Source organism: Terriglobia bacterium (genome assembly GCA_020072845.1).
Taxonomy (GTDB): domain Bacteria; phylum Acidobacteriota; class Terriglobia; order Terriglobales; family Acidobacteriaceae; genus JAIQGF01.
The window spans coordinates 158,713-183,330 of sequence record JAIQGF010000006.1 but is presented as its reverse complement, the minus strand read 5'-3'; the positions used below and the strand labels follow the sequence as shown (position 1 = coordinate 183,330).

21 protein-coding genes are annotated in these 24,618 nt (G+C 62.3%); 14 read left to right on the top strand and 7 right to left on the bottom strand.

Features of this window, described 5'->3' with window-relative positions; translation table 11 throughout:
• Together LAN70_06350 and LAN70_06345 are read left to right on the top strand one after the other, a co-directional pair.
• Positions 1-235 (top strand): electron transfer flavoprotein subunit beta (locus LAN70_06350; GenBank protein MBZ5510778.1); only part of this gene is annotated, 235 nt, incomplete at its 5' end.
• A gap of 74 nt (positions 236-309) precedes the next feature.
• Positions 310-1,356: an electron transfer flavoprotein subunit alpha gene (locus tag LAN70_06345; GenBank protein MBZ5510777.1), complete on the top strand. Its 1,047-nt coding sequence runs from the start codon at positions 310-312 to the stop codon at positions 1,354-1,356.
• A gap of 60 nt (positions 1,357-1,416) precedes the next feature.
• Here LAN70_06345 and LAN70_06340 read toward each other — a convergent pair whose 3' ends face one another.
• From LAN70_06340 to LAN70_06320, 5 genes are all read right to left on the bottom strand, one after another.
• Positions 1,417-3,093, bottom strand: coding sequence for a 30S ribosomal protein S1 (locus LAN70_06340; GenBank protein ID MBZ5510776.1), 1,677 nt, complete (start codon positions 3,091-3,093; stop codon positions 1,417-1,419).
• A 147-nt stretch (positions 3,094-3,240) separates the two neighbouring features.
• A complete protein-coding gene (locus LAN70_06335; protein ID MBZ5510775.1) occupies positions 3,241-4,224 on the bottom strand; it encodes an NAD(P)-dependent alcohol dehydrogenase in 984 nt (327 codons plus the stop codon).
• A 311-nt stretch (positions 4,225-4,535) separates the two neighbouring features.
• Complete coding sequence (locus tag LAN70_06330; protein MBZ5510774.1) at positions 4,536-6,992, bottom strand: HD domain-containing protein; 2,457 nt, start codon at positions 6,990-6,992, stop codon at positions 4,536-4,538.
• Positions 6,993-7,016: 24 nt separating this feature from the next.
• Positions 7,017-7,355 (bottom strand): P-II family nitrogen regulator, encoded by a 339-nt coding sequence (locus tag LAN70_06325; protein ID MBZ5510773.1) that lies wholly within the window; start codon positions 7,353-7,355, stop codon positions 7,017-7,019.
• Positions 7,356-7,457: 102 nt separating this feature from the next.
• On the bottom strand, positions 7,458-8,906 hold the full coding sequence (locus tag LAN70_06320) for an ammonium transporter (GenBank protein MBZ5510772.1): 1,449 nt from the start codon (positions 8,904-8,906) through the stop codon (positions 7,458-7,460).
• 531 nt (positions 8,907-9,437) lie between these two features.
• Here LAN70_06320 and LAN70_06315 point away from each other — a divergent pair.
• The 3 genes from LAN70_06315 to LAN70_06305 all read left to right on the top strand — a co-directional run bounded on the left by LAN70_06315 (position 9,438) and on the right by LAN70_06305 (position 11,067).
• Positions 9,438-9,794, top strand: coding sequence for an STAS domain-containing protein (locus tag LAN70_06315; protein MBZ5510771.1), 357 nt, complete (start codon positions 9,438-9,440; stop codon positions 9,792-9,794).
• Between the two features lie 142 nt (positions 9,795-9,936).
• Positions 9,937-10,224 (top strand): arsenate reductase (glutaredoxin), encoded by a 288-nt coding sequence (locus LAN70_06310; protein MBZ5510770.1) that lies wholly within the window; start codon positions 9,937-9,939, stop codon positions 10,222-10,224.
• Positions 10,225-10,269: 45 nt separating this feature from the next.
• Positions 10,270-11,067 carry an SDR family NAD(P)-dependent oxidoreductase gene (locus LAN70_06305; protein ID MBZ5510769.1) on the top strand — a complete coding sequence of 266 codons (798 nt, stop codon included), beginning with the start codon at positions 10,270-10,272 and terminating at the stop codon, positions 11,065-11,067.
• A gap of 123 nt (positions 11,068-11,190) precedes the next feature.
• Here LAN70_06305 and LAN70_06300 read toward each other — a convergent pair whose 3' ends face one another.
• On the bottom strand, positions 11,191-11,505 hold the full coding sequence (locus LAN70_06300; GenBank protein MBZ5510768.1) for a tetratricopeptide repeat protein: 315 nt from the start codon (positions 11,503-11,505) through the stop codon (positions 11,191-11,193).
• 183 nt (positions 11,506-11,688) lie between these two features.
• Here LAN70_06300 and LAN70_06295 point away from each other — a divergent pair, with 183 nt between their 5' ends.
• The 7 genes from LAN70_06295 (at position 11,689) to LAN70_06265 (ending at position 22,014) form a co-directional block, all read left to right on the top strand.
• Positions 11,689-12,180 (top strand): hypothetical protein, encoded by a 492-nt coding sequence (locus LAN70_06295; GenBank protein ID MBZ5510767.1) that lies wholly within the window; start codon positions 11,689-11,691, stop codon positions 12,178-12,180.
• A 22-nt stretch (positions 12,181-12,202) separates the two neighbouring features.
• The gene (locus LAN70_06290) at positions 12,203-12,703 is read left to right on the top strand and encodes an acyl-CoA thioesterase (GenBank protein ID MBZ5510766.1); all 501 of its coding nucleotides are present in this window, start codon (positions 12,203-12,205) and stop codon (positions 12,701-12,703) included.
• Between the two features lie 288 nt (positions 12,704-12,991).
• Positions 12,992-14,368 (top strand): cytochrome ubiquinol oxidase subunit I, encoded by a 1,377-nt coding sequence (locus LAN70_06285; GenBank protein ID MBZ5510765.1) that lies wholly within the window; start codon positions 12,992-12,994, stop codon positions 14,366-14,368.
• Positions 14,368-15,411: a cytochrome d ubiquinol oxidase subunit II gene (gene cydB / locus LAN70_06280; protein MBZ5510764.1), complete on the top strand. Its 1,044-nt coding sequence runs from the start codon at positions 14,368-14,370 to the stop codon at positions 15,409-15,411. The genes LAN70_06285 and cydB overlap by 1 nt, the downstream gene beginning before the upstream one ends.
• Before the next feature lie 241 nt (positions 15,412-15,652).
• Positions 15,653-17,338 (top strand): GMC family oxidoreductase, encoded by a 1,686-nt coding sequence (locus LAN70_06275; GenBank protein MBZ5510763.1) that lies wholly within the window; start codon positions 15,653-15,655, stop codon positions 17,336-17,338.
• A 152-nt stretch (positions 17,339-17,490) separates the two neighbouring features.
• The gene (gene adhE / locus LAN70_06270) at positions 17,491-20,160 is read left to right on the top strand and encodes a bifunctional acetaldehyde-CoA/alcohol dehydrogenase (protein ID MBZ5510762.1); all 2,670 of its coding nucleotides are present in this window, start codon (positions 17,491-17,493) and stop codon (positions 20,158-20,160) included.
• Between the two features lie 267 nt (positions 20,161-20,427).
• The gene (locus tag LAN70_06265; GenBank protein MBZ5510761.1) at positions 20,428-22,014 is read left to right on the top strand and encodes a wax ester/triacylglycerol synthase family O-acyltransferase; all 1,587 of its coding nucleotides are present in this window, start codon (positions 20,428-20,430) and stop codon (positions 22,012-22,014) included.
• Here the strand turns inward: LAN70_06265 and LAN70_06260 are convergent.
• Positions 22,011-22,508 (bottom strand): polyhydroxyalkanoate synthesis regulator DNA-binding domain-containing protein, encoded by a 498-nt coding sequence (locus tag LAN70_06260; GenBank protein MBZ5510760.1) that lies wholly within the window; start codon positions 22,506-22,508, stop codon positions 22,011-22,013. The two genes, LAN70_06265 and LAN70_06260, sit on opposite strands and share 4 nt — an antisense overlap.
• 111 nt (positions 22,509-22,619) lie before the next feature.
• Between LAN70_06260 and LAN70_06255 the strand changes: the two genes are divergently transcribed.
• Both LAN70_06255 and LAN70_06250 read left to right on the top strand, forming a co-directional pair.
• Positions 22,620-23,549 (top strand): hypothetical protein, encoded by a 930-nt coding sequence (locus LAN70_06255; protein ID MBZ5510759.1) that lies wholly within the window; start codon positions 22,620-22,622, stop codon positions 23,547-23,549.
• A gap of 193 nt (positions 23,550-23,742) precedes the next feature.
• Positions 23,743-24,618: an alpha/beta fold hydrolase gene (locus tag LAN70_06250; GenBank protein MBZ5510758.1), complete on the top strand. Its 876-nt coding sequence runs from the start codon at positions 23,743-23,745 to the stop codon at positions 24,616-24,618.

The following is a 24,618-nucleotide window of genomic DNA, read 5'->3' as shown; positions in this document are numbered from 1 at the left end:
CGGCTGGGCCACCGGCAATCTGCCCGAGCCGCGCAACAACCCGCAGGTCGGCATGGCCAACATGCGCACCGTGATGCCCGCGCTGCAACGCGCCAAAGCCGCGCCCATCGCCAGTGACGGCCTGCGATACATCAGCGTGGCACTGCCCAAGCAGCAGCGCGAAACGCGTGTCGTAAAAGACATGTCTCCCGACGCCATCGCCGCCGAAATCGTCGAGTGGATCGGAAAGGAATAGGAACGTGTGGCACACGCGCCCTCGCGTGTGCTGAAGCTAAAGCTAAAACTGAAACTGAAACTGAAACTGAAACTATGGAAACCATTCTCTTTCTCGCCCACACCGACGACGCCAGCGCGCTCCCAAGAACCGCGCTCGAATCGCTGACCACCGCCATCGAACTCTCCGCCTCACTCGCCGCGCCGCTCAGCGTCGCGCTCCTCGGCGCTGATGTCCAGACTGCGGCAAGCTCCATCGCCGCCTGCGGCGCCACGCGTTTTCTCGGCGTCTCCGGCGCGGAGTTCGCGCAACCGCGTTATGCGACCGACGCCGCCGCTTGCGAGTCTCTCTGCCGCGCTGCCAATGCCACCATCGTCGTCGCCCCTGCGACCTTGCGCTTGGCGCGCGTTTTTCCCGGCGTGGCGCATCGGCTCAACGGCCGCGTGGACACACACATCACTGGCATCGCTATTGCCGAGTCCGCACCGGTCGTGACGCGCTGGTTCTACCGCCAGCGCATCGAAGCTTCGCTCCAGCGCACGGCGCGCCCGTGGCTGATGCTGGTCGAGAGCGGCTCGCGTCCCGCGTGGCAAGGCCAGGTCGCAATCGCCAACGTCGAAACCGTCCCGGTCACGCTTCCGCCGATTCGCACCGTCGTGACTGGCATCCGCGCGCCCCAGGCCGGCGAGCAGACCATCCGTCCGGATGCCAAGCTGCTGTTTGTCGCCGGTGCGGGCTGGACGAAGAAACAATCCGACGGCCAGGTGCACGCGGCCGAAGCCGAGCAGTTGATCCTCGGGTTCCTGCGTGAATCGCAGGCGTCGCTCGGCGGCAGCAAGTCGTTGGTGGAGCAGAGCGGCGAAAACCAGGCGACGCTGCTCTTTATGACCCACTTGAACCAGGTCGGACAGACGGGAGCAACGCCGCGCCATCCCAAGGGGCTCTCCACCTGCTGCCACGGCGAAGAGCCGCACGTGGTTGGCTGGCGCTTCATCACCGAGCGCCGGGCGATCAACCTCGACCCCAACTGCGGCTGGGCGCGCGGCAAGGCCGACGTGGTCTATGTCGCCGACGCCTTTGCCGTCATCAGCAAGGTGAATGCGCTGCTGGCAAAAAAATCCGCTGCCGTTGCCGGAGATTGATCAAGACTTGCTGCAATCGTGCTCGGCCGGTTGGAGCAACCACCGCAGAACCTTGGCCCATCAGGCCAATTCCAGTTGAATTTTCTTGGCGGCGGGGTCGAGCTTGGCGATGCGGAAGCTGCGAATCTGCCCGGCGCTGGCGGCTTCCGCTTTGGACGCAGCCTTACTCGGAGCCGAAGTGCCTTTCCAGCGCGCGTTCAGCATGGAAGTGAGCGAGGTCAGGTCCGGCTTGGCCTGATCTGAAACCTCTCCGCTCTCTGCTTCCGTTTGCTTCTCCGCCTGCGCGGCGACGGGGATGCGGCAAATGGCATGGATGCCTTCGCCGAGTTCGACGCGCGCGTCGGATCCGGAAATCTCCATGATGCGGCCGCTGACCAGGTCACCGGGCTTGTGCTCGGCGAGGTATTCGTCGAGGCCGGTGGGGACGAGTTGTTTCATGCCGAGCGAGATGCGGCGCTTGTCGCGATCGAATTCCAGCACCTGCGCGCGGACCGTCTGACCGACGCGCAGCACGTCGTGGGGATGGTCAATGCGTTTTTCGGCGCTGATGTTGCCGACGTGGATCATGCCCTCTACCCCTTCGGCAAGCTGCACAAAAGCGCCGAAGTTGGTGAGGTTGGTGACCGGGCCTTCGATCACCGACCCGACAGGATAATTCTGCGCCGCCAGCGCCCAGGGATCGCCCAGCGCCTGCTTCAGGCCGAGCGAGATACGACGGTCAGCAAGGTTGACGCCGAGGATGACGGCTTCCACGGATTCGCCCTGCTTGACCACGTCGCTGGCTTTCTTGATTCTTTTTGCCCACGACATTTCGGAGATGTGAATCAACCCCTCTACGCCGGGCTCCAGTTCCACGAAGGCGCCGAAATCCACGATGCGGGTGACGGTGCCGCGCACGCGCTCGCCGGCCTTGTATTTTTCCGCGGCGGAATCCCAGGGATGCGGCTGCAGCTGCTTGAGTCCGAGAGAAATGCGGCGCTTGCCGGGATCGATCTTCAGCACGCGCGCTTCGATCTGCTGGCCGACGGAGAGCACGTCGGCGGGCTTGTTGACACGGCTCCAGGCGAGGTCGCCAACGTGCAGCAAGGCGTCCACGCCGCCGATGTCCACGAAGGCGCCGTAATCGGTGAGGCTGCGGACCGTGCCGGTAATGAGATCGCCTTCCTTGAGTTCGGAGTAGCGGCGCTGGTTGGAAGCACGCGCTTCGTCTTGCAGGACGGCGCGGCGGTCCACCACCACATCTTCGTCGGTGACGTCGAGCTTGGTGATGCGGCAGTGGATCTGCTGGCCGACCAGTTTTTCCAACTCGGCGGCGTCGCGGGTGCCGCTGCGCGAGGCCGGCATGAAGGCGCGCACGCCGACATCCACGCTGACCCCGCCCTTACACACAGCAGTGACCGTGCCCATGATGGCCGCCTGCTCGGTGAAGGCCTGCTGCAGGGAAGACCAGTCGGTGGGACGCTCCACGCGCGAACGGGAAAGCTGGTAGTAGCCCTCGGGGTCGCGGCCGGTGACCGAGACCGGGAACTTGTCGCCGGGCTTGACGGTTTCAGCGGCATCCTGGAATGCGGCCAGCGGCAGAATGCCTTCGGTCTTGAATCCGATGTCGAGCAGTACCGAGTCACCGGTGACGGCAATCACGGTGCCTTCCAGTTGCCGGCGGCCCTCGGCGGGCTTGTGGGCGTGGGCCTGCTCGAACTGCGAGAGGACATCGTTGAAAGATTCTGGTTCGGACATCGTCACTACGATAGCACCGCGGAGGGATCTGGGGATTTACCGATTGGGTAATTCGCCGTTTGGAAGGCGGCGAGGCGATTGTTTCCGAGTTGCCCGTGACTCGACCGCGGCGAAGCGCAGCGGAGCAAAGTCGGGCGCAGCGCGTTGTCAGGTCTTGTTGTTATATTCCAAAGTTATTACTACTTTTCCTCGAGCGTGTCCTTCTGCCAGATACCGGATGGCCTCAGGGACCTCACTCAACCTGTAACGCCTGTCGATGACCGGTGTTACTTTTCCGGCCTCCATGAGCTCGCGCATGATGGTCAGGTCCTCTTTGCTCGATCTCGCCATCAACACGACGAACTTCTGGCTCACGAAAAGTGACAATACAGGCGCTGTGATCAAACGAGCCAGAAGACCGATCATCGACACGCCCAGTACTCCGGCCGCGATGTATATCCCCTTGGGATTTAAGACGCGCCTGCATGCCAACAACGAATGGTTCGCCACGAGGTCGAAAATCAGGTCGTAATGTTGCCCACTTTTGGTGAAATCCTCCTGGGTGTAATCAATGACCCAATCCGCGCCGATGGATCGGACCATGTCCACATTCCTCGTACTGCATACGCCGGTTACATCTGCGCCGAAGGACTTGGCGATCTGCACAGCGAGCGTACCCACGCCTCCCGCCGCACCGTTAATCAAGACCTTCTGCCCCGGCTGAATCCGTCCCTTGTGGCGAAGACCCTGCAATGCGGTGAATGCTGCCACAGGGACAGAAGCCGCCTGTTCAAACGTCACGTTATCGGGCTTCATGGCCAATTTCGACTCGGAAGTGCACGCATACTCGGCAAAGGCCCCACGGCACGAGCCGAACACCTCGTCGCCTGGCTTGAACTGCGTTACGTTTCTGCCCACCGCTTCAACCTGGCCGGCCACATCAACGCCGGGTCGTGTGATCTTCGGTTTGCGCAGGCCGATCATTAAGCGACCGATGTACGGCGTGCCTCTCATGAGGTGCCAGTCAAGTGGATTGACGGAGGCCGCCCGGACTTTTATCAAAACTTCATCGTCCCCAGCGGTCGGCTTTTCAATCTCTTCACACTTGAGAACATCGGGCGAACCGTAGTTGTAGTAGACGATTGCTTTCATATGGATGTTTCTGAGCGACGGCAGAACAGACCGTGAGGAGGGTTATTCCACCCGAATGGGGCGCGCTTCGTCATGGAGACACATACGAGAACCGGAGCCCGAGAGTTCCACTTTGCTTTGTAGGTGAAATTTCGACAAAGAGCTCTCGTGGCCAGTTGGCGCAAACAGGCCATTTCACTTGATGGGAGTTCAGGCCTACCCGCCCGGCAAACGGCCAAATCCTGGGTAGTCGCCAACCCGCCCACAATTGTGACGCGGGTCCACAAACGGGCTTGTGGAACGTTGAGATAGTCGGGGAGGGACTTTGGCAATCAGCCGAGTTCTTCGAGCAGTTGCGAGGCGAGGCGTTCCTGGTGGGCAGTGTCGAGCTTGCGGCCCTCGGAGGTGAGATAGAAAACGTCCACCGCCATGTGGCCCTGGGTATCAATCAGGGCGACCTCGATATTGCACTTCTCGGCGGCGAACAGGGAACTGACGTCGTAGAGCAGGCCGGGGCGGTCCTGGGCGATGAGTTCCAGCACCGTGCTGTGGGAAGAGCACTGGTCGTCAAAATCCACGCGCGGCTTGACCTTCAGGGCAGGGGCAGAAGGCCGCTCGCTCTTCAACCGGTTGTAAACCAGCTTGTCGAGGTTGGCCTCGCCGGAGAGGACTTCCTCCAGGTTGCGCTTGAAACGTTCGCGCTCAGGCGGATTCATCACCAGCGTGCCGAAGCGGTCGGAAAAATGAAAAGTGTCGAGGATGATGCCGGCGCTATGACCGAAGGCGTCGGCTTTTACAATGCTCATGCCCCACGCAAAAAGAAAACCGGCGATGGTGGCGAACAGTCCGGGCCGGTCGGCGGTGACGACGGTGAGCTCGAAGAGATCGCGATTGAGGTTGAGTGACAACTGGACGTCGCCGGTGCGGAGCTGCGCGGCAAGCTGAAAGTGGAAGGCGGCCTTCTCGGCGTAGGTGCGCAAGTAGCGCTGCGGTAGGCCGCTGAGAAATTCGCGGATTTGCTGCGCGCGGTCGGGAAAAATCGAGATGACTCGGGCCACGTCGGCATCGTCGGCGTGCACCGTCTCCTGCTCCACGCTGCGGTTGAGGTGGCGCACGGTGGCGATGTAAAGCTGCCACAGCATCTCGGCTTTCCAGGGGGTGAGGGCGGCCGGATTCACCGACTTGATGTCGGACCAGGTCAGCAGGCAGAGCATCTGGAGGCGCTCGGGAGTGCCGATTTTCTCGGCCAGACTGCGGATGGTTTCCGAGTCGAAGATGTCGCGGCGAAGCGCGGCCGACATCTCCAGATGACTGGCGATGAGGAAGAGCACGGTATCGCGCTCATGCGGATTCAGTCCGAGGCGGGCGAGGATGCCTTCGGCGATGCCCACGCTTGCCTTCACGTGCTGCTCCCCGGGGGCGCCCTTGCCGAGATCGTGCAGCAGAGTGGCGAGGTACAGCAGGTCGGCTTCCTTGACTTCACTGAGCATGTGGGCGAAACGGCCATCGCCATTGTCGCCGGCGGCGGGGAGGCGTTGCAGATTTTCGATGACCAGGAAGGTGTGCTCGTCCACGGTGTAACGGTGGTAGAAGTCGCGCAGGACCAGCGAGTCCACCAGCTTGAATTCCGGGAGTAGATGCGTCAGCAGGCCGAGCGAATGCATGGCTCGCAAGGTTTGCGCGGCATGCGGCGCCAGCAGGATCTCGCGCAAGGGCGCCCACAGCGCGGGGCCGCGCGGCATGCGCTCCGCCAGCGCGGGCAGCGCCTGCTCGGTGCGGCGCTCGGTGTCGGCGCTAAGGCGCAAGCCGTGGCGGGCGATGAAGGCGAAGAGGCGGAGCACCATGTCGGGTTCGGAGACGGCGCTGGCCTGCTGCAGGAAAACGCGCCCGCCGACTACGGAAAAGTCCTGGTTGGAAACCCGCGAGCGCCATTGCTGAAACTGCTGGAACAGCGAAGAGCGCGCGGGAGGGATGTCCTCCAGCACCTGCATCATGAAGCGATGAATGGCGCGAGCGTGCTGGAAGTAGGCCCGCATCCATGACGCCGGGTCGGCGGGAGCGCGGGTGGGCGAACCGATGCCGCGCGCCGCGGCCTGCTCCTGCGCGTCCCAGGTGAGCTTGTTGTCGTCGCGGCCGTGGCGGTAATGAAGAAAACAGCGCACCGCGTAGAGGATGTGCTGATCGCGCAGCCCCCCGGGGCACTCTTTCACGTTTGGTTCCAGATGAAAGATCGTGTTGCCGAACTTGTCTTGCCGTGTGCGGGCGAGTTCGGCAACGCCCTGCACCAGGGATTGCCACTCGCGGCGCACCAACCTGGGCAGCAGCTCGTCGTGGAGCTGGCGGAAGAGCGCGGCATCGCCGGCCAGGAAGCGTGAGTCGAGCAGGGAGAGCGCGCCTTCGATGTTGTTGGCGTCGAGCCGGTCACACTCGTTCGGGGTGCGCGTGGCCGGACTGACGCGCAGCCCGGCATCCCACAACTCGCGGCACAGGGCGCCGATCTTCTGCTTGACCTCGGCATCCGGCGGCTGGGCACAGAGAAAGAGCAGGTCAATATCGGAGTGAGGGAAAAGTTCGGCGCGCCCGAAACCCCCGATGGCGCCCAGGGCGAAGCCGGGAGCTTCGTCGCCGAACAGGTTGCGCCACAGGCCGACAACCATGTTGACGACGAGTTCGCTGCGCTGGCCGACGGCGACGCGCCCGTCGCCGGTGAGCTCGAAGGCGCGAGCGATGCGGGCGGACTCGCCGGCGTAATAGTTATCGAGCGCGCCGATCGGCGCCGCGGTGGACATGGGAAACCTCGTGGGCGGGTACGGTCATAAGGCGGTGACGCCCCGCTCTTCGTTGCGAATGCGAATAGCTTCGTCGACGCGGGAGAGAAAGATCTTGCCGTCGCCGATTTTTCCGGTGCGGGCGGCGGTGACGATGGCCTGCACGGCGCGGTCCACGAGCTCGTCATTGAGCACGATCTCGAGTTTGACCTTGGGGAGCAGGTCCACGGTGTATTCGCGGCCGCGGTAGAACTCGGTGTGGCCTTTCTGGCGGCCGTGGCCGCGGGCTTCGAGCACGGTCATGCCGTCCACCCCGATTTCCAGCAGCGCTTCCTTGACCTGGTCGAGGCGGGCCGGCTGAATGATGGCTTCGATTTTTGTCATAGCAGAGGTTCTCGGTTTTCGGGTTACGGTTGTCGGTTATCCGTTTGCGGTTGTGGGTTCACGGCGTTTGACCGAAAACCGAGAACCGAAAACCGATAACCCCTACGGCGCGGAGGCTTCCCAGTAATAGCCTTCTTCGCCGTGCTGCGTGAGATCCAGGCCCTGGGCTTCGTCTTCGGCGGAAACGCGCAGGCCGACGACCAGGTCCACCACTTTCAGAATCGCGAGCGTGCCGACCAGCGCGATGGTCCAGGCGATGGCGACTCCCACCAACTGGTTGCCCACCTGGCGCCAGTTGCCCTCCATCAATCCGACGGCGGTGGCATTGCCCTGCGCGTCGTGAAAGACGGGATTGACCAGGCGCGAAGCAAAAATTCCGGTGAGAATGGCGCCGATGGTGCCGCCGGCGCCGTGTACCCCGAAAGCGTCGAGCGAGTCGTCGTAGCCGAAAATGCTTTTGACCTTGGCCACCATGGCGTAGCAAACCACACCCGCAATCAGGCCGATGAGCAGCGCCGACAGGGGAGAAACGAAACCGGCGGCGGGAGTGATGGCAACCAGGCCCGCCACCGCCCCGGAAATCGCTCCCAGCGCGCTGGGCTTGCCGTTGCGAATCCATTCGGCGGCGCCCCATCCGAGCGCGGCGGCGGCGGCAGCAAAATGAGTGGCAACAAAAGCGCTGGTGGCCAGGCTGCCGGAGCTGAGCGCGCTGCCGGCGTTGAAGCCGAACCATCCCACCCACAGCAGGCAGGCGCCGATGAAGCTGAGCACGACGCTGTGCGGCGGCATCATCTCCCGCGGGTAACCGAGGCGGCGGCCGAGGTAGGTGGCGCAGACCAGCGCGGAGACGCCGGAGGTGACGTGCACCACCGTTCCGCCGGCGAAATCGAGCGTGGGAAAGCGGCCGCCCAGCGCCGCGTTCAGAATGCCTCCCTTACCCCACACCATGTGCGCCATCGGGCAGTACACCAACAGCGACCACAAAACCATGAACAGCGCCATGGCGCTGAACTTCATGCGTTCGGCAAAGGCGCCGGTGATCAATGCCGGAGTAATGATGGCGAACATTAACTGGTAAATCATGAAGGTCTGCTGCGGGATGGTGGCGGCGTAGTCCGCGTCAGGCTGCGCCCCGACGCCGTGCAGAAAAGCGCGGCTCAGGTTGCCGATGAAGGAACTGCCGGGCGCGAAGGCGAGGCTGTAGCCGACGATGGCCCAGAGCACGGTCACGATGGCCATCATGGCGAAGCTCTGCATCATGGTGCCCAGCACGTTCTTCTTGCGCACCAGGCCGCCATAGAAAAGAGCCAGGCCGGGGCCGGTCATCATCAGGACGAGGGCGGCGCACATCAGCATCCAGGCATTGTCGGCGGAGCCCTTGGCGTCGGCGACCTGCTGTTCCAGTTTGGCGATGCGGTCGGCGGAGACGTCGGCGGCTGCCAGGATAGTGGAAGTGCGGGCGGCGCGGAGAATCGGGGCAACCGCGAAGGCCGGGGCCGCCGTACCGAGTAGGAGAAGAACCAGAACTGCCTTGACGCATGCACGTCGCATCACGAACCACTCCTGTATAAGTGCGACCTCTCGTGGGCGGAGGAGCCATGCCAATGCAAATTGCCGACGAGAGCCGGGCGAGATGCTCCCACATTGGAGCCTAACCCGGTCCGAGCCGGTGGGTCGAATTCATAAAATGAATCGGACAGATAAATCGTTCTTATGGGAGGAACAAGTATTTCAGTTGGTCAGTTTTTCAGTAGGTCAGAGAATGTGGGAGCATCTCGCCCGGCTCTCGTCTGTGTGAGAACTCACTTTCGGGAAGCGCAGTGGTCCAAACGCACCCATAACCAGCCGCGGAGCGGCGGAATTCGTTCGCCCAGCGCGGCAGCGCTGGGGAAAGTGGAAAAGAATTATCGAGCGCCAGCGGCGCGGCACAGTTCTCACACAGACTCGCCAGTGCTGCGCTATGCTTGCGATGCCGAATGGCGAGGTGCGGTCGAGGCGGCGTTTGGGATTTGCAAAAATTGTTGCTTCTTGCTGATTCCTATCGCCGCCGGATAGTAGTAAGTTACTGCGATTGGGGGAACGATGTTGCTCAAGACCAGCAGCCGCATCTATGGCGATGCCTTGATTTTGGATTGCAACGGCAGGATCACGTTTGGGGAAGAAACTGCTCTCCTGCGACAGCAGGTTTACGACCTGTTGCAGCAGTCGCGCAACGTGGTTTTGAACCTCTCGAATGTCACGTTCATTGACAGCTCGGGGGTAGGAGAGCTGGTTCGCATGCTGACCACGGCGAGTCGCGATCAGAAGACGATCGTGCTGGCGGGCCTGACGGGGCGGGTGCGCGACGTGCTGCAAATCACCAAGTTGGCGACCGTGTTCGTCACTTATTCGACTGCGGTCGAGGCGGCGCAGGCGCTCAGCGGGGGAGAAGAGGAGTGATTCGTGATTGGTAATTGGTAATTTGCACCCACCACCAACTACCAATTGCCAACCACGAACAAGCATCCACGCCATGGCCCGCGAAAAAATCACGATCTACGAAAAACCCACCTGAAGCACCTGCCGCGAGGTCAAGAGGATCTTGACCGCGAAAGGCGTCGAGTTTGAGGCGGTGGACTACACCAGGCAGCCGCTCACCGCCGATGCGCTGCAGAAGTTGCTGCACAGCGCCGGCCTGAAGCCGACGGACGCGATGCGGACCAAGGAAGCGGCGTACAAGCAGTTCGTGGCCGGAAAAAATCTGAAGGACGATGAACTGGTCAGCCTGATGATCAAGCATCCGGAACTCATCCAGCGTCCGCTGGTGGTGCGCGGGAAGAAAGTTGTGCTGGCGCGGCCCGTGGAACGCCTTTCCGGCCTCGGTGTTTAGTTCACGCCGCTTGACTTCGCTTGCGCTACCCGATAGAAGCGAAGCATGCCTGCGCAGCTCAACGGAAAAGTTGCGGTCATCACTGGCGCGTCCATGGGAATCGGCGAGGCGCTGGCGAAGCTGTTCGTCGAAGAAGGAGCGTTGGTCGTTCTCACCGCGCGCGACCAGGCGCGCTTGGAGGCGGCGCGCGCCCGCATCGGCCACCCGGAGCAAACTCCGGTGCTCACCTGCGACGTGCGCAACCGCGAAGAGATTGACCGCGTGCTCTCCCTCACCCTGCACAATTTCGGGCGCGTGGACATCTGGGTCAACAACGCCGGCCATGGCATGAACGACTCGGTCGAGATGATGGACCGCGATGCCTACCGCCGGATGTTCGACACCAACCTGTTCGGCGCCATTGATGGCATGCAGGCAGTCATTCCGGCGATGAAGCGCCAGGGCGGCGGCGTCATCATTAATATTTCCAGCGTTGCCGGGCACATCCCGCTGCCGTTCGCAGCGGCCTACAGCGCCACCAAGTTTGCCATCAACGCCATCGGCAAGGCGGCGCGCGTGGAGTTGCAGGGAACCGGCGTGCACGTGCTGACTGTCTGCCCCGGATACATTGCGACCAACTTCGAGGTCAATAAAACCCTGGGCCGCGAGCCGCGCCGGTTGAATTCCGCGAACCAGAAAGGCGTCAGCGCCGAATTGGTGGCCCGCGATATCTTCAACGGTTACTTGAAGGGTAAGCGCGAAGTCTATACGCCCTGGTACTACTGGATGGTCGCCAAGCTCTACCAGCTCTTCCCGGCGCTGGTCGAGTGGGGAATGGGGCGGAGGCTGAAAGGCCGCCATTAGCGATTAGCCATTACGGGTTTTCGGTTGTCGGTTTACGGTTTTCGGTAATCGATCCAGATAAAAGGTAGGCTTCGGAGCTAAGGGCTAAAGGCTGGCTAAAAGCTAAGAGCTAAGAGCTAAAAGCTATTCGCTCGGCATCGTGTCCAGCATGCCCTGCATTTCCGAGGCAGCGTGCTGGTTGCCGCAGCGGCGCGCCGCCGCAATGCCATCCTCCAACATCTTGCGCGCCTCCTCGATCCGTCCCGCCGACATGAGCATCTGTCCCGCCATCTGGTAGGCAGGCACGTAATCCGGATTGTGCTGAAGGATGGTCTTGAACTCGGCGAGCGCGCCCGCGACGTCGCCCGCTTTCGAATACTCCATGGCCAGGCCGTAATGCGCGAAGGCGTCGGTGGGATTGGCGGCGAGCAGTTCCTTGAGCGCGGCGATGCGGTCCATAAAAAGTGGTCAGTGGCTGATGGCCAGTGGCCAGTGTAGCAAGTTTCAGTTTCGAGTTTCAGTTTCGGGTTTCCAGTTTGCAGCAACGTCTGACCAGGCAACGCTCGCGCAGCCGCAGCCACCGAGCCCTGAGAACTGACCACTGGCCACTGGCCACTGACCACTGAGTTACAATGCCGCTTCATGGCCTGCCCCTACTTCCTCCCGCAGAAGCGAATTGAGAATCCTCCCTGGCCGCATCCGGCGCGGCTGCCTCTGGGCGATGCATGGACCGGCCACTGCACCGCGCCCGGCCACGAGGGCGCCCGGCCCAGCGATGACGAACTGCGGGAGGGCTGCAATCTGGGATACGCGCGGGCGTGTCCGCGGCTGCCGCGCCAGCGGCCGTCCGACGCGGTGCGGTTTTCCCTGGCGCGCGACCGCGATCAAATTTTGAGCGTGCAGTTCGTCTGCGAGATCGCGCATGCGCCCGGCGAGCATGGCATGCTGGAATTCGATGCCGCCGCCGGCCGCTGGTCTTCCTCGCACGCCGACGCGCGCATCCAGAAGATGGCCGAGTGCTATGTGGACTCCTATCTGCACCGCTCAGGTGTGGCGGCTGGTCTTCAGTCTTCAGACGTTAGTCTTCAGGAAAACCTGACGACTGAAGACTGGCGACTGAAGACTGGCGATTGAAGACTCGCCAGAAAGGTCAGTGATGTCACAGGAACGAACGGCCCAGGAGAACCTGAAGCTGGAGCCGCGCCCGGTGCGCGAATCGCAATCGGAGATGACGGAAATCGTTCTGCCCAACGATGCCAACCCGCTCGGCTCGTTGCTCGGCGGCAGGCTGATGCACTGGATTGACCTGGCGGGAGCGATGGCGGCGCACCGCCATTCACGAAATTATGTCGTCACCGCCTCCATGGACCACGTGGATTTTCTCACTCCGGTGCGTGTCGGCGATTTCGTGATCCTGCAATCATCCGTCAATCGCGCGTTCCATTCTTCCATGGAAGTCGGCGTCAAGGTCCTGGTGGAGAACTACATCAAGGGAGCGCATTCGCAGGTCGCCTCGGCGCTGCTGACCTTTGTCGCCGTGGACCGCGACGGGCGCCACCTCCCCGTCCCGCCGGTCATTCCCGAAACCGAGGACGAAAAACGCCGCTACGAGGATGCTGGGCGCAGACGCGAAGTCCGCCAGCGAACGAAAAAATAGTTTCAGTTTCAGTTTCAGTTCTGAGACTGCTCTTGGCTGTGAATGACGGCGCGAATCCCGCTTGCTCGATCAGCTAAGAACCGACAACCGCAAACCGATAACCGGCAACCACCGAAAGTGAAACTGCAACTTCCTCCTCCCATGTGACTGCCATCACAGCCAAACTGGAAGCCGGTTGCGAGACTGTACTCGGATTATTACGTTCGCGGCATTGCTGTGGGGCTTCGTCGCTGAATTAATTCCGTTGGCCCGGCAGCCAAGCAGTTTCCAACAACATCGAGATCATTTATGGACAGCGCACTCATCATTCATCGCCTGCACTTCGCCTTCACCGTGACCTATCACTATCTGTTTCCGCAACTGACCATGGGCCTGGCGCCGCTGATCGTCGTCTTGCAGTCGCTGGCATTGTGGAAGAACGACGAGCGCTACCGCCGCGCGGCGCGCTTCTGGGCGAAGATTTTTGGTATCAACTTTGTGCTCGGCGTGGTTACCGGCATCCCCATGGAATTTCAGTTCGGCACCAACTGGGCGCACTTCTCGCAGTGGGCCGGTGGGGTCATCGGCCAGACGCTCGCCATGGAAGGCATGTTCGCCTTCTTTCTGGAATCCACGTTCCTGGGCCTGTTCCTTTACGGCGAGAAGCGGCTGGGTCCCAGGCTGCACTGGTTCAGCGGGTTCATGGTTTTTGCCGGATCGTGGCTGTCGGGCTACTTCATCGTCGCCACCGACGCCTGGATGCAGCATCCCACCGGCTATGTGCGCATGCCTAACGGCAGCGTGCAGCTCCAGAGTTTCTGGGCGCTGGTGCTGAATCCGTGGGCGGGCTGGCAGTACGCCCACAACATGAGCGGCGCCGTGATCACCGGCTCGTTCGTCATGGCCGCGGTCGGCGCCTTCTACCTGCTCAGCCACCAGCACAAAGATCAGGCGCAGATCTACATCCGCACTGGCGTGATTGCGGGCGTTATCTTCACCATCCTGCAAGTATTTCCCACCGGCGACGGCCAGGGGCGCATGGTCGCACGCCATCAGCCGGCGACGCTGGCGGGAATGGAAGCGCTGTTCACCACGCAGCCCGGCGCGCCGCTGGTCATCATCGGGCAACCTGACACCGTGCAGCAGAAAATCGACAACCCGCTGTTCGTGCCCAAGATGCTGAGCTTCCTCACCTATAAGCGCTGGAACGCCGAGGTGAAGGGCCTGGACGCATTTCCCAAGCGGGACCAGCCGGAGAACGTCGCGCTGCTCTACTACAGCTACCACATCATGGTGGGGCTGGGGACGATCTTCATCGCCGTCATGATCCTGTCGGCCGGGCTGCTGTGGCGCAAGAAACTGTTTGACGCGCGCTGGGCGCTGTGGATCCTGATGCTCAGCTTCCCCTTCCCCTACATCGCCAACACCGCCGGCTGGATGACCGCCGAAGTCGGCCGCCAGCCGTGGCTGGTGTACGGCTTGCTGCGCACGGCAGACGGCTACTCCACGATGGTCTCGGCGGGCAACGGGTTATTCACGCTGCTGGGCTTCATGGGCATGTACACCGTGCTCTCGTTCCTGTTCCTCTTCCTGATTTATCGCGAAATCGAGCGCGGGCCGGAGGAGGCCGCGCCGGCCAAACTAAAACCGCCGGTGTACGAACCTGAATTGGCGGAGGTGCGGTGATGGAAACGCTCTGGTTCGTGATTGTCGCCCTGATGCTGGTCGCATACGTGGTGCTCGACGGTTTCGATATCGGCGCCGGCATCATTCACCTCATCGCCGCCCGCACCGACGAGGAGCGCCGCACCATCCTGCGCGCCATCGGCCCGGTGTGGGACGGAAACGAAGTCTGGCTGCTGGCCGCCGGCGGCACTCTCTACTTCGCCTTTCCGCTGCTCTATGCCTCCAGTTTCAGCGGCTTTTATCTTCCGCTGATGATGGTGCTGTGGCTGCTCATGCTGCGCGCCATCGGCATCGAATTTCGCACTCACCTGGAAAGCCACGTTTGGCGCGGCTTCTTCGACGTGATCTTTTCCGTTTCCAGCATCCTGCTGGCAATTTTCTTCGGCGCGGCGCTGGGCAACGTGGTGCGCGGCGTGCCGCTGAACAGCGACGGCTACTTCTTCGAGCCGCTGTGGACGAACTGGCGCGTCGGGCCGCATCCGGGAATCCTGGATTGGTTCACCGTGATGGCGGGCGTGATGGCGCTGGCCACGCTGACCATGCATGGCGCGCTCTACATCGCGCACAAGACCTATGGCGCGGTCAACGAACGCGCCCGCCGCATTGCGCTGGCGACCTGGCCCGTGGTCCTGGCGCTTACTTTCATCAGCTTGATGCTCACCATCCGCGTGCATTTGGACGTGGTGGACAACTACAAGCGCTGGCCCATCGGCCTGGCGATCCCGTTGATCGTCTTCGCCAGCCTGGCGGGCGTGCTGTACTTCGCCACCGAGTACCGGGAGAAGGCGGCGTTCCTGTGCTCGTCCGCCTACGTTGCGGGAATGTTGGGCGGCGCCGCGTTCGGAATTTATCCCGACGTTCTGCCGGCGGCGATGAATCAGACCAACAGCCTGACCATCTACAACACCGCCGCCGCGCGCCATGGCCTATCCGTGGGCCTGGTGTGGTGGTCGATCGGCATCGTGATCGCGATCGGCTACTTCGTGTTCGTGTACCGGATGTTCAAAGGCAAGGTGACGCTGGAGGCGGGGGAAGGGCACTAGAGGAAACTTAACCGCGGATTCCCACGGATTCACGCGGATCAGAACAACAAGACATTCGATCCGTGAAGATCCGCGGCGATCCGCGGTTGCCGTCCCGCGGCGGCATTGGTCGATGCCGGCAGCAACTCGTCGCAGGCGGCCGTTAACTCGGTGCTCGACGAGCGCTTGATCGCTTGTTCCAGCCCGCTCGTGCAATAAGCTCCGGCGAACCGACGCCGGCCAGAGTATATTGCGGGCTGAGATGGCCGGCGGCAATCAGCAATTCGACTTCGACTTCATTGTGATCGGCTCCGGGTTCGGCGGCAGTGTGAGCGCGCACCGCTTGGTGGACAAGGGCTATCGCGTCGCGGTCATGGAGATGGGCCGGCGCTGGACCGCCGACGATTACCCGCGCACCAGTTGGTCGATTCACCGCTGGTTCTGGCGTCCGAAGCTGGCGCTGCGCGGGTTCTTCAACATGCGGTACTTCCGCCATGTCACCATCCTGCATGGCTGCGCCGTCGGTGGCGGCTCGATTACCTACGCTGCCACCTTGCTGCGCCCGCCGGACAAGATTTGGTCTTCGGGCTCATGGAACGGCCTGGCGGACTGGCAAAGCGAGATGCCGCGGCACTATGAAGCCGCGTCCACCATGCTCGGCGTCACCGAGAACAGGATTCTCGGTCCGGCGGATCATCTGCTGAAACAAGCGGCCGAAGCCGTGGGAGTTGGACAGAGTTTTTATCGCACCAGCGTCGCGATTTTCCAGGCGGCGGAAGGAGAGCAGGGCGGCACGACCTTTCCCGATCCCTACCTCGGGGGAGAAGGTCCGGAGCGGACTACCTGCCGCGCCTGCGGTGGCTGCATGATGGGCTGCCGCCACGGCGCGAAAAATTCCCTCGACATGAATTATCTCTATCTGGCGGAAAAGCACGGCGCGCGAGTTTTTCCGGAAACGCAAGTTGTGGACGTGAAACCGCTCGGCGGCGCCTCCGACGGCAGCGCCGGTTACGAGGTGCGTACCGAGAAGTCCACCGCGTGGATACGCCGCCGCCCGCAACGCTTCACCTGCCGCGGCGTGGTGTTCGCGGCATCGTCGCTCGGCACCATGGAGCTGATGTTTCACCTGAAGGAATGCGGCTCGTTGCCGGCGATCAGCGACAAGCTGGGCAAGCACGTGCGCACCAATTCCGAATCGCTGATCGGCGTGCGCGTTCCGGACTGCAAAGAAGATTTGTCGACGGGCGTGGCCATCGGGTCGGGGATTTACATTGACGAGCACACCCACATCGAAGCGGTGCGGTACCCCAGCGGCTCCGACACCATGAGCCTAATGTCCACCATCCTGACCGGCGGCCGCCCGGGACCGAGAAGGATTCTGCTGTGGCTGGCGAACATGGCGCGCGCGCTGCTGCGCCACCCCTTCAAAACTCTGCGCCTGTTTCGACCCTGGGGATGGGCGCGGGAGTCGGTGATTCTGCTCTGCATGCAGGCGCTGGATGGACACATCGAAATGCGCTGGAAGCGCCCGTGGTTCTGGCCGTTTCGCAAGTTTCTGGTCAGCCGCGGCGACAAGGTCCCGGCTTACATTCCCGCGGCCAACGATTTTGCGGAAAAGTTCGCGCGCCTCACCGGGGGCACGCCCATGAGCATGCTCCCGGAGATCCTGTTCAACGTTCCCGGAACGGCGCACTGCATCGGGGGTTGCGTGATTGCGGAGTCGCCCGAGCGCGGCGTGGTCGACCATCGCCACCGCGTCTTCGGATACAAGAACATGTACGTGTGCGATGGGTCGGTGGTGGCGACGAATCTCGGAGTCAATCCCAGCCTGACCATCACCGCCCTGGCGGAACGGGCGATGTCGTTCATCGTGCCCGCGGCGGAAACAACTTGGAATGACGCTGCCGAGTCAGCTCCCACCGGCGCCTCTCCTTCGGTGACCAGGTAACCCAGGCGATGTGACCCACGGCACACCCTGGCGCGCCCCTCTCATGTTCCAATTTGGCATCGGCCCAACACATTCGTCGTTCTAATTTGCTCCCGCGGCTCCGAGCCCGGGTAGCATGGCATGTTGGCTCGCCAAATGCGGGAGAAGGCACCATGACCACCCTTGCCCGTGCCCAAGATTTACTCCGCCCCCCTCGCCCGTTCGATGCCGACACAAGGAAAATCCCGGTTCTGGGCGAAGAAAGAATTGCCTGCCTGGAAGGGCTCGTCAGCCAGGCCAGGACCGCCGCCGCCGCCTTCAAGCAGTACACGCAAGAGGACGTAGACCGGATCGTCAAACCCATGGTGCTGGCCGGTCTGGAACACGCTCATGATCTGGCGCGGCTGGCGATTGAGGAAACCAGGCTGGGCGTGCTGGAAGACAAGTTCCTCAAGAACATGGTGGCCACCGAGTTTGTCTACAACTACGTCAAAGACAAGCGTACGGTGGGCGCCATTCGCGAGTTTCCGGAGCGCGGGCTGGTGGAAGTGGCCGAGCCCATCGGGGTCATCCTGTCCATGACACCGATCACCAACCCCACTTCGACGGTGCTCTTCAAGTGCATCATGGCGATCAAGACGCGGAACGCGGTCATCTTCAGCCCGCATCCGAACGCCTGGCGCTGTTGCTCCGACGCCGTCAGGATCATGTACGACGCCGCGCTGAAACACGGCGCGCCGGAAGGCGTCTTCACCTGCTTGGAATCCCACACTTTGCAGGACAACGACTACCTGATGCACCACAAGGATGTCGGACTGATTGACGCGACCGGCGGGCCGTCGGTGGTTAAGGCCGCCTACAGTTCGGGAAAACCAGCCTTGGGCGTTGGGCCGGGCAATACGCCGGTCTACCTGGAAAAATCCGCGGACCTGGACATGGCCGTGGTGGACATCATCACTTCCAAGACATTCGACAACGGAACCATCTGCGCCTCCGAGCAGACGGTGGTGATGGACGACGAAATTTATGACGTCGTGCTGAAGAAATTCGAGGAGTTGGGCGCGCACATCTGCAATCAGGCGGAGACGGAACTGCTGGGGCGCACCGTCATTGACCCCGAAACCGGATGCATGCAGCCGATGGCCGTCGGCCAGAGAGCCTCCGATATCGCGCGTCTGGTCGGCCTCAAGGTGAAGCCCAGGACCAAGCTCTTGATTGCGCCGATTACGGGTGTCGGTCGCGAGCATCCCCTCTCGGTGGAGAAATTGTTTCCCGTGCTCGCGGTCTATCGGGCGCATTCGGTGGAGGAGGCGCTCAAGGTGTGCGTGGCCGTGAACCACGCCGGCGGCCTCGGACATACGGCGGTAATTTTCTCCAAAAACGAGGACATCATCCGCCAGTTCGGCGAGGTGATCAATGCCGGGCGGATCATCGTCAATTCCCCGGGATCCATCGGAGCGCTGGGCGGCGTGTACAACGACATGGTGCCGACGTTTTCCTTCGGCTGCGGCACCGGCGGCGGCAACAGCACCATGGACAACGTCAATGTCTATCACTACCTCAACATCAAACGCGTGGCTCGGAGGACACCGGCGCACATGTGGCTCCGCATTCCCAATCAGATTTATTTCAACATGAACGCGGTGGAAAACCTGCGCCAGTTCGCGTCGCGCTCCACCATCATCGTCACCAACGCTGCGCTGGAGCAGATCGGGCACGTGGACGTTGTCCGTCGCCACCTGCCGCCCGGGACGCGCGTCCATGTCACGGTGATTCCCGATGCCGAGCCCGAGGTCAAGGTCATCACCCAAGGCGTCGCCGAGTTCAACCTGTACCAACCGGACCAGATCGTCGCGCTCGGCGGCGGGGCGGTGATTGACGCCGCCAAGATCATGAAGCTGAAGTATGAATCGCCACAGGCCGACCTGGAAGAGCTGGGCGCGCCGTTTCTCGACATCCGCAAGCGGGTGGTGCAGTACCCGACAGAAAAGATCAACCACACGCGCTTGATTGCCATTTCCACCACCAGCGGCACGGGCAGCGAAGTGACCCCGTTTGCCGTCCTGACCGACAAAGAACGCGGGCGCAAGGTCACCCTCGCCGACTACTCGCTGACTCCCGATGTTGCCATCGTGGACCCGCAGTTCGTGATGTCCATGCCCAAAGGCCTGACCGCGGACACAGGCATTGATTGCCTGACTCACGCGCTGGAAGCGGCGGTTTCCATTTATGCCTCACCCTATACCGACGCCAACGCGATGCAGGCCCTTCAACTGGCATTCAAGTACCTGCCGGTTTCCTATGAGCATCCGCGCGACGAAGAAGCGCGCACCATGATGCACAACGCCGCCTGCATTGCGGCGATCGCCTTCGCCAACGCGTCGGTGGGTGTGAACCATGCGCTGGCGCATGCTTTCGGCGCGCGCTTCCACGTCGCCCACGGCCGGGCCAATGCGCTGATGTTGCCGCATGTGATCGCGTTTAACGCATCGGTGCCCACTAAGTTCATGCCGTCGCCCAACCAGCGGGCCTATAGCGCTCACAAGAAATATGCGGCGATGGCGGACCTGCTCGGGTTGGGCGGAGAGACGGTGGAGGAAAAGGTCGCCCACCTCGTGCTGGCGATCGAACAGTTGCTCGACCGGCTGGCGTTTCCGCGTTCCATCGCGGAGTTGGGAATCTCGCAGGAGGAATTCGAGCGTGCGCTGCCCGACCTGGCCAGGATTGCGTTTGACGATCCTTCCTGGCGGTCGAACCCGCGCATGCCGCTGATGAGCGAATTGGTGGAGCTGTTGTGGAGCGCGTATCACGGGCGCGGCGCGGCCAAACCAACCGGCGCCTGAGATCGGTGTCCCACATCTGCCCGCCGTTGGCGGATGTGGGTGTTTTCGGTCGTGCAGGAAGGTGTCTGTGTCATAGCTCGATTTCGCGCGTTGCAGTGGTCCAAAAGCGAACCGAAACCAGCCGCGGAGCGGCGAAATTCGTTAGCCCAGCGCGGCAGCGGTGGGAAAAGTGGAACAGAACTCGTGAGCGCCAGCGGCGCGGTACGGCTATGACGCAGACACAGGACGGCACTGCGAGCAATGGCGGTCAGTTCTACGGAAGGCACCATGACGACAGATGCTCACGATCGTGAATCGCTCTCCCTTGGAGACTCTCTCTTCCTCTACCTGGAACGCGAGGGCATGCCGCTGAACGTGGCCTCGGTCAGCGTATTTGAGGGCGTGATTCCGTTCACCGCGTTTAGCCGATTCATCGCCTCCAAGTTGCCGATCGTGCCGCGCTACCGCCAACGGATCGCCGTGCCGCCGTTCAATATCGGGCTGCCGGCATGGGAAAACGATCCCCATTTCAACCTGCGCAATCACCTCCGGCAGGTGACGCTCAAGCGCGGCACCGACGCCGAGTTCAAGGCCGCCGCCGCCCACATCCTGAGCGCCAACATGGACCGCAGCCGCCCGCTCTGGGACCTTACGCTGGTGCGCGGCTTGCAAGGCAATCGCACCGGCTTCATCATCCGCATCCACCACTGCATGGCGGATGGCATCTCCGGCATTGGGCTGATGAACGCGCTCATGGACCAGAGTCCGGTTGCGCCGCGCCTGTCCAAGAGTCCGCCGCTTCCTGCGCTGCCGCCGTCGGCGCCGCCGGCGCTGCTCGATAGCTTCCTGGACGCATGCTTCTCCGGCGTGCAGCGGGTGCTGACGGCGCAATCGGAGCTGTTAAGCATCGCCGAGCGCCTCATCGCCAGCGCCGGAGCCAAGCCCGCGCCAGCGAATGGGGAGGCGCAGGGCGCGGATGTTTCCGATGCAGCCGTTCCGCTGATGGACCAGTTGAGCCGCCTGATCCCCGAGGTCGGGGCGCCGGCGGAGCGCCTGCCGTTCAACACCATCTGCCGCGGCCCGCAGAAGTTCTGTTGGACGGAAATTTCCATGGCCGAGTTCAAGGCGGTCAAGCAGGCATGCGGCGCTACTTTCAATGACGTCGCCCTGGCGGCCATGGTTTCCGCGGTGCGGCGCTATGCCGAACTGCACGGCGTGCGGGTCAAGGGACGCGCCCTGCGGATCGTGGTCCCGGTCAACGTGCGCGGCAACGACGACGCCAGCGAGCTGGGCAATCGCATCACCTTTCTGCCGGTCACGTTGCCGCTCGATATCAAGAGTCCGCGGAAGCTGCTGCTGGCCGTCCGCGAGCAGATGACGCTGCTGAAAAACGCGCGCCTGGCGGAGCTGGTCGGCGTTGCCGGTACTATGCTGGGCACGATTCCGAGCCCGCTGCAGGCGCTGCTCGGGCCGCTGATCAGCCAGTTGCCGATCAGCCTGTGCAATCTGATTTGCACCAACGTGCGCGGCCCGGCGGCGCCGCTCTACCTGCTCGGCCACCAGATGCTGGCCTGCTATCCCTACGTGCCGATCGGCGGGGAAATGGGCATGAACTGCGCCGTGCTCACCTACAACGGCACCGCGTTTTTCGGCTTTACCGGCGACGTGCACGCCATCCCGGACCTGGAGCAGTTCGAAAAGTTGCTGAACCAGAGCTTTGCGGAGTTGCGCAAGCGGTTGGCTGGTCCCGCGCCGCGGCAGAAACGCGCACCGGCGGGGAACCAAGTTGCCGCAGAAGCGCCAACGCCGCCTCCCGCCGAGGCCCCGCCGGTTCAGCCGCGAGCCGCCGCCACCCCAGTAGCCGCCGTCGCTTAACGCTTCGACTTGCGGCGGCGGGCGCGTGGCTTTGGTTTTTTCACGCGCGCTTCCAATTCCGCCACACGCCGGCGGAGTTCCTGTACGTCGCCCGCTTCACCGCGGTTGCCCTGCACCAGGCCGCTGACCGTCTCCAGCGGCGAGAGCGCGGCGGAGCGCACACTGGTAAATCCGGACTGCACCGCGTCCTGCAGTTTCGAATAAGCGTCGAAGGCCGACTTCACGAATTCGCGGCGCACCACATCGGAGGTCATGATCAGCTTCCGCAGCAGATCCAGCGGCAGGCCGGCGGGCTCGTCGCGCGCGTCCTCCAGAATGATCTGGGTCAGGGTGACGCGGGTCAGGTCCTGGCCCGTCTTGGCATCCACTACCTGGACGTCAGTCCCATTTCGGATCAGGGCCGCGATGTCCTCCAGGTTGACATAGCGGCTGGCGGAGGTGTCGTAGAGTCTGCGGTTTGCGTATTTCCTGATTACGACCTTGGCCGTTTTCACCTTTCCGCCTCCCCGGTGCACTGCAACAAATTCTACGGAATATATTGACACAATCCTGCGAAAAGACTAGCTTTTACTCAAATGCTGCAATGCAGCAAATCGGAGGCTATCATGCCAAGAGAGACCAAGCCCCGTCCCGCCGCCCATCCCCGGCCCTCGTCCGTACTTTCCTTGCTGACCGGATGGGTGCAACAGGGCGTGGAAAGCTTTTTTGCCACGCAGCGCGTGCTGGTGGATGTCGCCATGCGCCAGAACGCGGTTGCCATGAAGACCCTGCGGGAAGGAATGTCGGACCCGGAGAATTCGCCGGTGGCGATCCTGGCCGAGCTGGCTGTCGAAGGAACATCCAGCTTCGTGGAAGCGCAGAGAATCCTTCTCAACATGGCGCAGCAGGAGAGCGAGATCATCATGAACGGCGTCAAGGAGCGTGTCGCCGGGAACATGCCGATGACGGCGATGAGCGATCTGCTGCGGCGCAGTATCGGTACCTTCATCAAGATGCACGAGGACTTCCTGAAGATCACCAGCAAGCAGACCATCGGTTGGCTGGAAGACGTCAAAGTCGGAAAGGGATTCCAGGGCGCGCATCTGGTGGAGTTCGCCCGCGAAGGCATGGACAACTTCGTCCAGGCGCAGAAGAAGTTCCTCGACGTGGTTGCCCAGGAAACCGCCAAGGTGACGTCCGCGAAGCCGGAAGTCATGAAGCACGTGAAGCCGACGGAAATGTCGAAGCTCGCGCGGGAAGCCACCGATGCGTTCATCGAGGCGCAGAAGCGGCTGCTCGACGTTGTCGGCCAGCAGATGAACGTCAACCTGAAAGCGGCGACCAAGACGTTCAAGATGCTGGCGCCCTCGCGGCTTTTGCCCATCGCCAATCTGACGGGCGAAGGCGTCAAGAGCTTCGTCAATGCCGAGAAGTCGTTGATCGAGTCGATGATCAAGCCGCGCAACGGCGCCAAGGTGGTGAGCATGGGCGAGCGCCGCAAGCGGCCCGCCCGGCACAAGGCTGAAAAGGTCCAGGTGGCTCGTGTCGGCGCTTAGCCCGAGCCCTTAGAACGGGTGGATGCTTGCGCTCCTCGAGTGACGTGCCGTTGCCCGGCAGCGGCACGTCGTTTCGAAAAGCTTGCACATTTGCGGCTCGTGCGTTATATCTCGTCACGTGCGAACGTGGAATCGCGCATCCCCCATTCATAGCAACGTCCAGGATTGAACTGCGTCCATTCACCTGCCGTGCATGCTTAAGCTGTTCCGGCTTGCGGGCGCGGGCGCAGTTGTCGGTCGAGCGAAAACGGGTTACGTGACCAAGAGACTAGAAGTTACGCGACGCTGCGCCATCAAACCGGCGCCTCCGGCTCAGGTGCACAAGCATGTGGATGACGCCCATCTTCCCATTTGGAACGAGGCGCTCTTCGGAGCCGAACTCCTTCTCTTGCACGCCTCCCCCGTTTACTACGGCTTGGGAGTGCCGCATGGTGATGGCTCCGCCGTGGTGGTCATCCCCGGTTTTCTCGGCACCGACGTGTATGTTACCCACCTGAATTCCTGGCTGCGGCGCATCGGCTATCGCGCCCACTTTTCCGGCATCGGGATCAATGCCGATTGTCCCAACCTGTTGATCCAATACCGCGTGACCAAGACGATCGACCTGGCCAGGGCAGAGTCGGGCCGCAAGGTCCACTTGATCGGGCACAGCCTGGGTGGATTGATCGCCCGTTCGGTGGCGGCACAAAGGCCCAACGATATCGCGTCCGTTACCACTCTGGCCGCGCCCTTCCGCAAGTCGATTGTGCATCATTCGGTTTTCCACGCCGCCAAGGAAGTCCGCCGGAACATCCTGAGCGAGCACGGCCCGCGGGTGTCGGCCCATTGCTACACGTCGCGCTGCACCTGCGATTTCGTGAACTACCTGCGCTGCCGGCTGCCGAAATCCATCATCCAGACTTCCATCTACACCCGCCACGACGGCATTGTGGACTGGCGTTACTGCCGCAGCGGCCACCCCAATACTGATTTCGAAGTTTCCGGCACCCACATCGGGCTGGTCTTCAATCCTTCGGTTTACTCCATCATCGCCGAGCGGCTCGCCTGGATTGATTCGCAACACGCGTGA

What these genes read in the sequence shown, in the direction of transcription:
- LAN70_06345 (MBZ5510777.1), top strand. Translation starts at nt 310, where the DNA reads ATGGAAACCATTCTCTTTCTCGCCCACACCGACGACGCCAGCGCGCTC.
- LAN70_06340 (MBZ5510776.1), bottom strand. Translation starts at nt 3,093, where the DNA reads ATGTCCGAACCAGAATCTTTCAACGATGTCCTCTCGCAGTTCGAGCAG.
- LAN70_06335 (MBZ5510775.1), bottom strand. Translation starts at nt 4,224, where the DNA reads ATGAAAGCAATCGTCTACTACAACTACGGTTCGCCCGATGTTCTCAAG.
- LAN70_06330 (MBZ5510774.1), bottom strand. Translation starts at nt 6,992, where the DNA reads ATGTCCACCGCGGCGCCGATCGGCGCGCTCGATAACTATTACGCCGGC.
- LAN70_06325 (MBZ5510773.1), bottom strand. Translation starts at nt 7,355, where the DNA reads ATGACAAAAATCGAAGCCATCATTCAGCCGGCCCGCCTCGACCAGGTC.
- LAN70_06320 (MBZ5510772.1), bottom strand. Translation starts at nt 8,906, where the DNA reads ATGCGACGTGCATGCGTCAAGGCAGTTCTGGTTCTTCTCCTACTCGGT.
- LAN70_06315 (MBZ5510771.1), top strand. Translation starts at nt 9,438, where the DNA reads ATGTTGCTCAAGACCAGCAGCCGCATCTATGGCGATGCCTTGATTTTG.
- LAN70_06305 (MBZ5510769.1), top strand. Translation starts at nt 10,270, where the DNA reads ATGCCTGCGCAGCTCAACGGAAAAGTTGCGGTCATCACTGGCGCGTCC.
- LAN70_06300 (MBZ5510768.1), bottom strand. Translation starts at nt 11,505, where the DNA reads ATGGACCGCATCGCCGCGCTCAAGGAACTGCTCGCCGCCAATCCCACC.
- LAN70_06295 (MBZ5510767.1), top strand. Translation starts at nt 11,689, where the DNA reads ATGGCCTGCCCCTACTTCCTCCCGCAGAAGCGAATTGAGAATCCTCCC.
- LAN70_06290 (MBZ5510766.1), top strand. Translation starts at nt 12,203, where the DNA reads ATGTCACAGGAACGAACGGCCCAGGAGAACCTGAAGCTGGAGCCGCGC.
- LAN70_06285 (MBZ5510765.1), top strand. Translation starts at nt 12,992, where the DNA reads ATGGACAGCGCACTCATCATTCATCGCCTGCACTTCGCCTTCACCGTG.
- cydB (MBZ5510764.1), top strand. Translation starts at nt 14,368, where the DNA reads ATGGAAACGCTCTGGTTCGTGATTGTCGCCCTGATGCTGGTCGCATAC.
- LAN70_06275 (MBZ5510763.1), top strand. Translation starts at nt 15,653, where the DNA reads ATGGCCGGCGGCAATCAGCAATTCGACTTCGACTTCATTGTGATCGGC.
- adhE (MBZ5510762.1), top strand. Translation starts at nt 17,491, where the DNA reads ATGACCACCCTTGCCCGTGCCCAAGATTTACTCCGCCCCCCTCGCCCG.
- LAN70_06265 (MBZ5510761.1), top strand. Translation starts at nt 20,428, where the DNA reads ATGACGACAGATGCTCACGATCGTGAATCGCTCTCCCTTGGAGACTCT.
- LAN70_06255 (MBZ5510759.1), top strand. Translation starts at nt 22,620, where the DNA reads ATGCCAAGAGAGACCAAGCCCCGTCCCGCCGCCCATCCCCGGCCCTCG.
- LAN70_06250 (MBZ5510758.1), top strand. Translation starts at nt 23,743, where the DNA reads ATGCTTAAGCTGTTCCGGCTTGCGGGCGCGGGCGCAGTTGTCGGTCGA.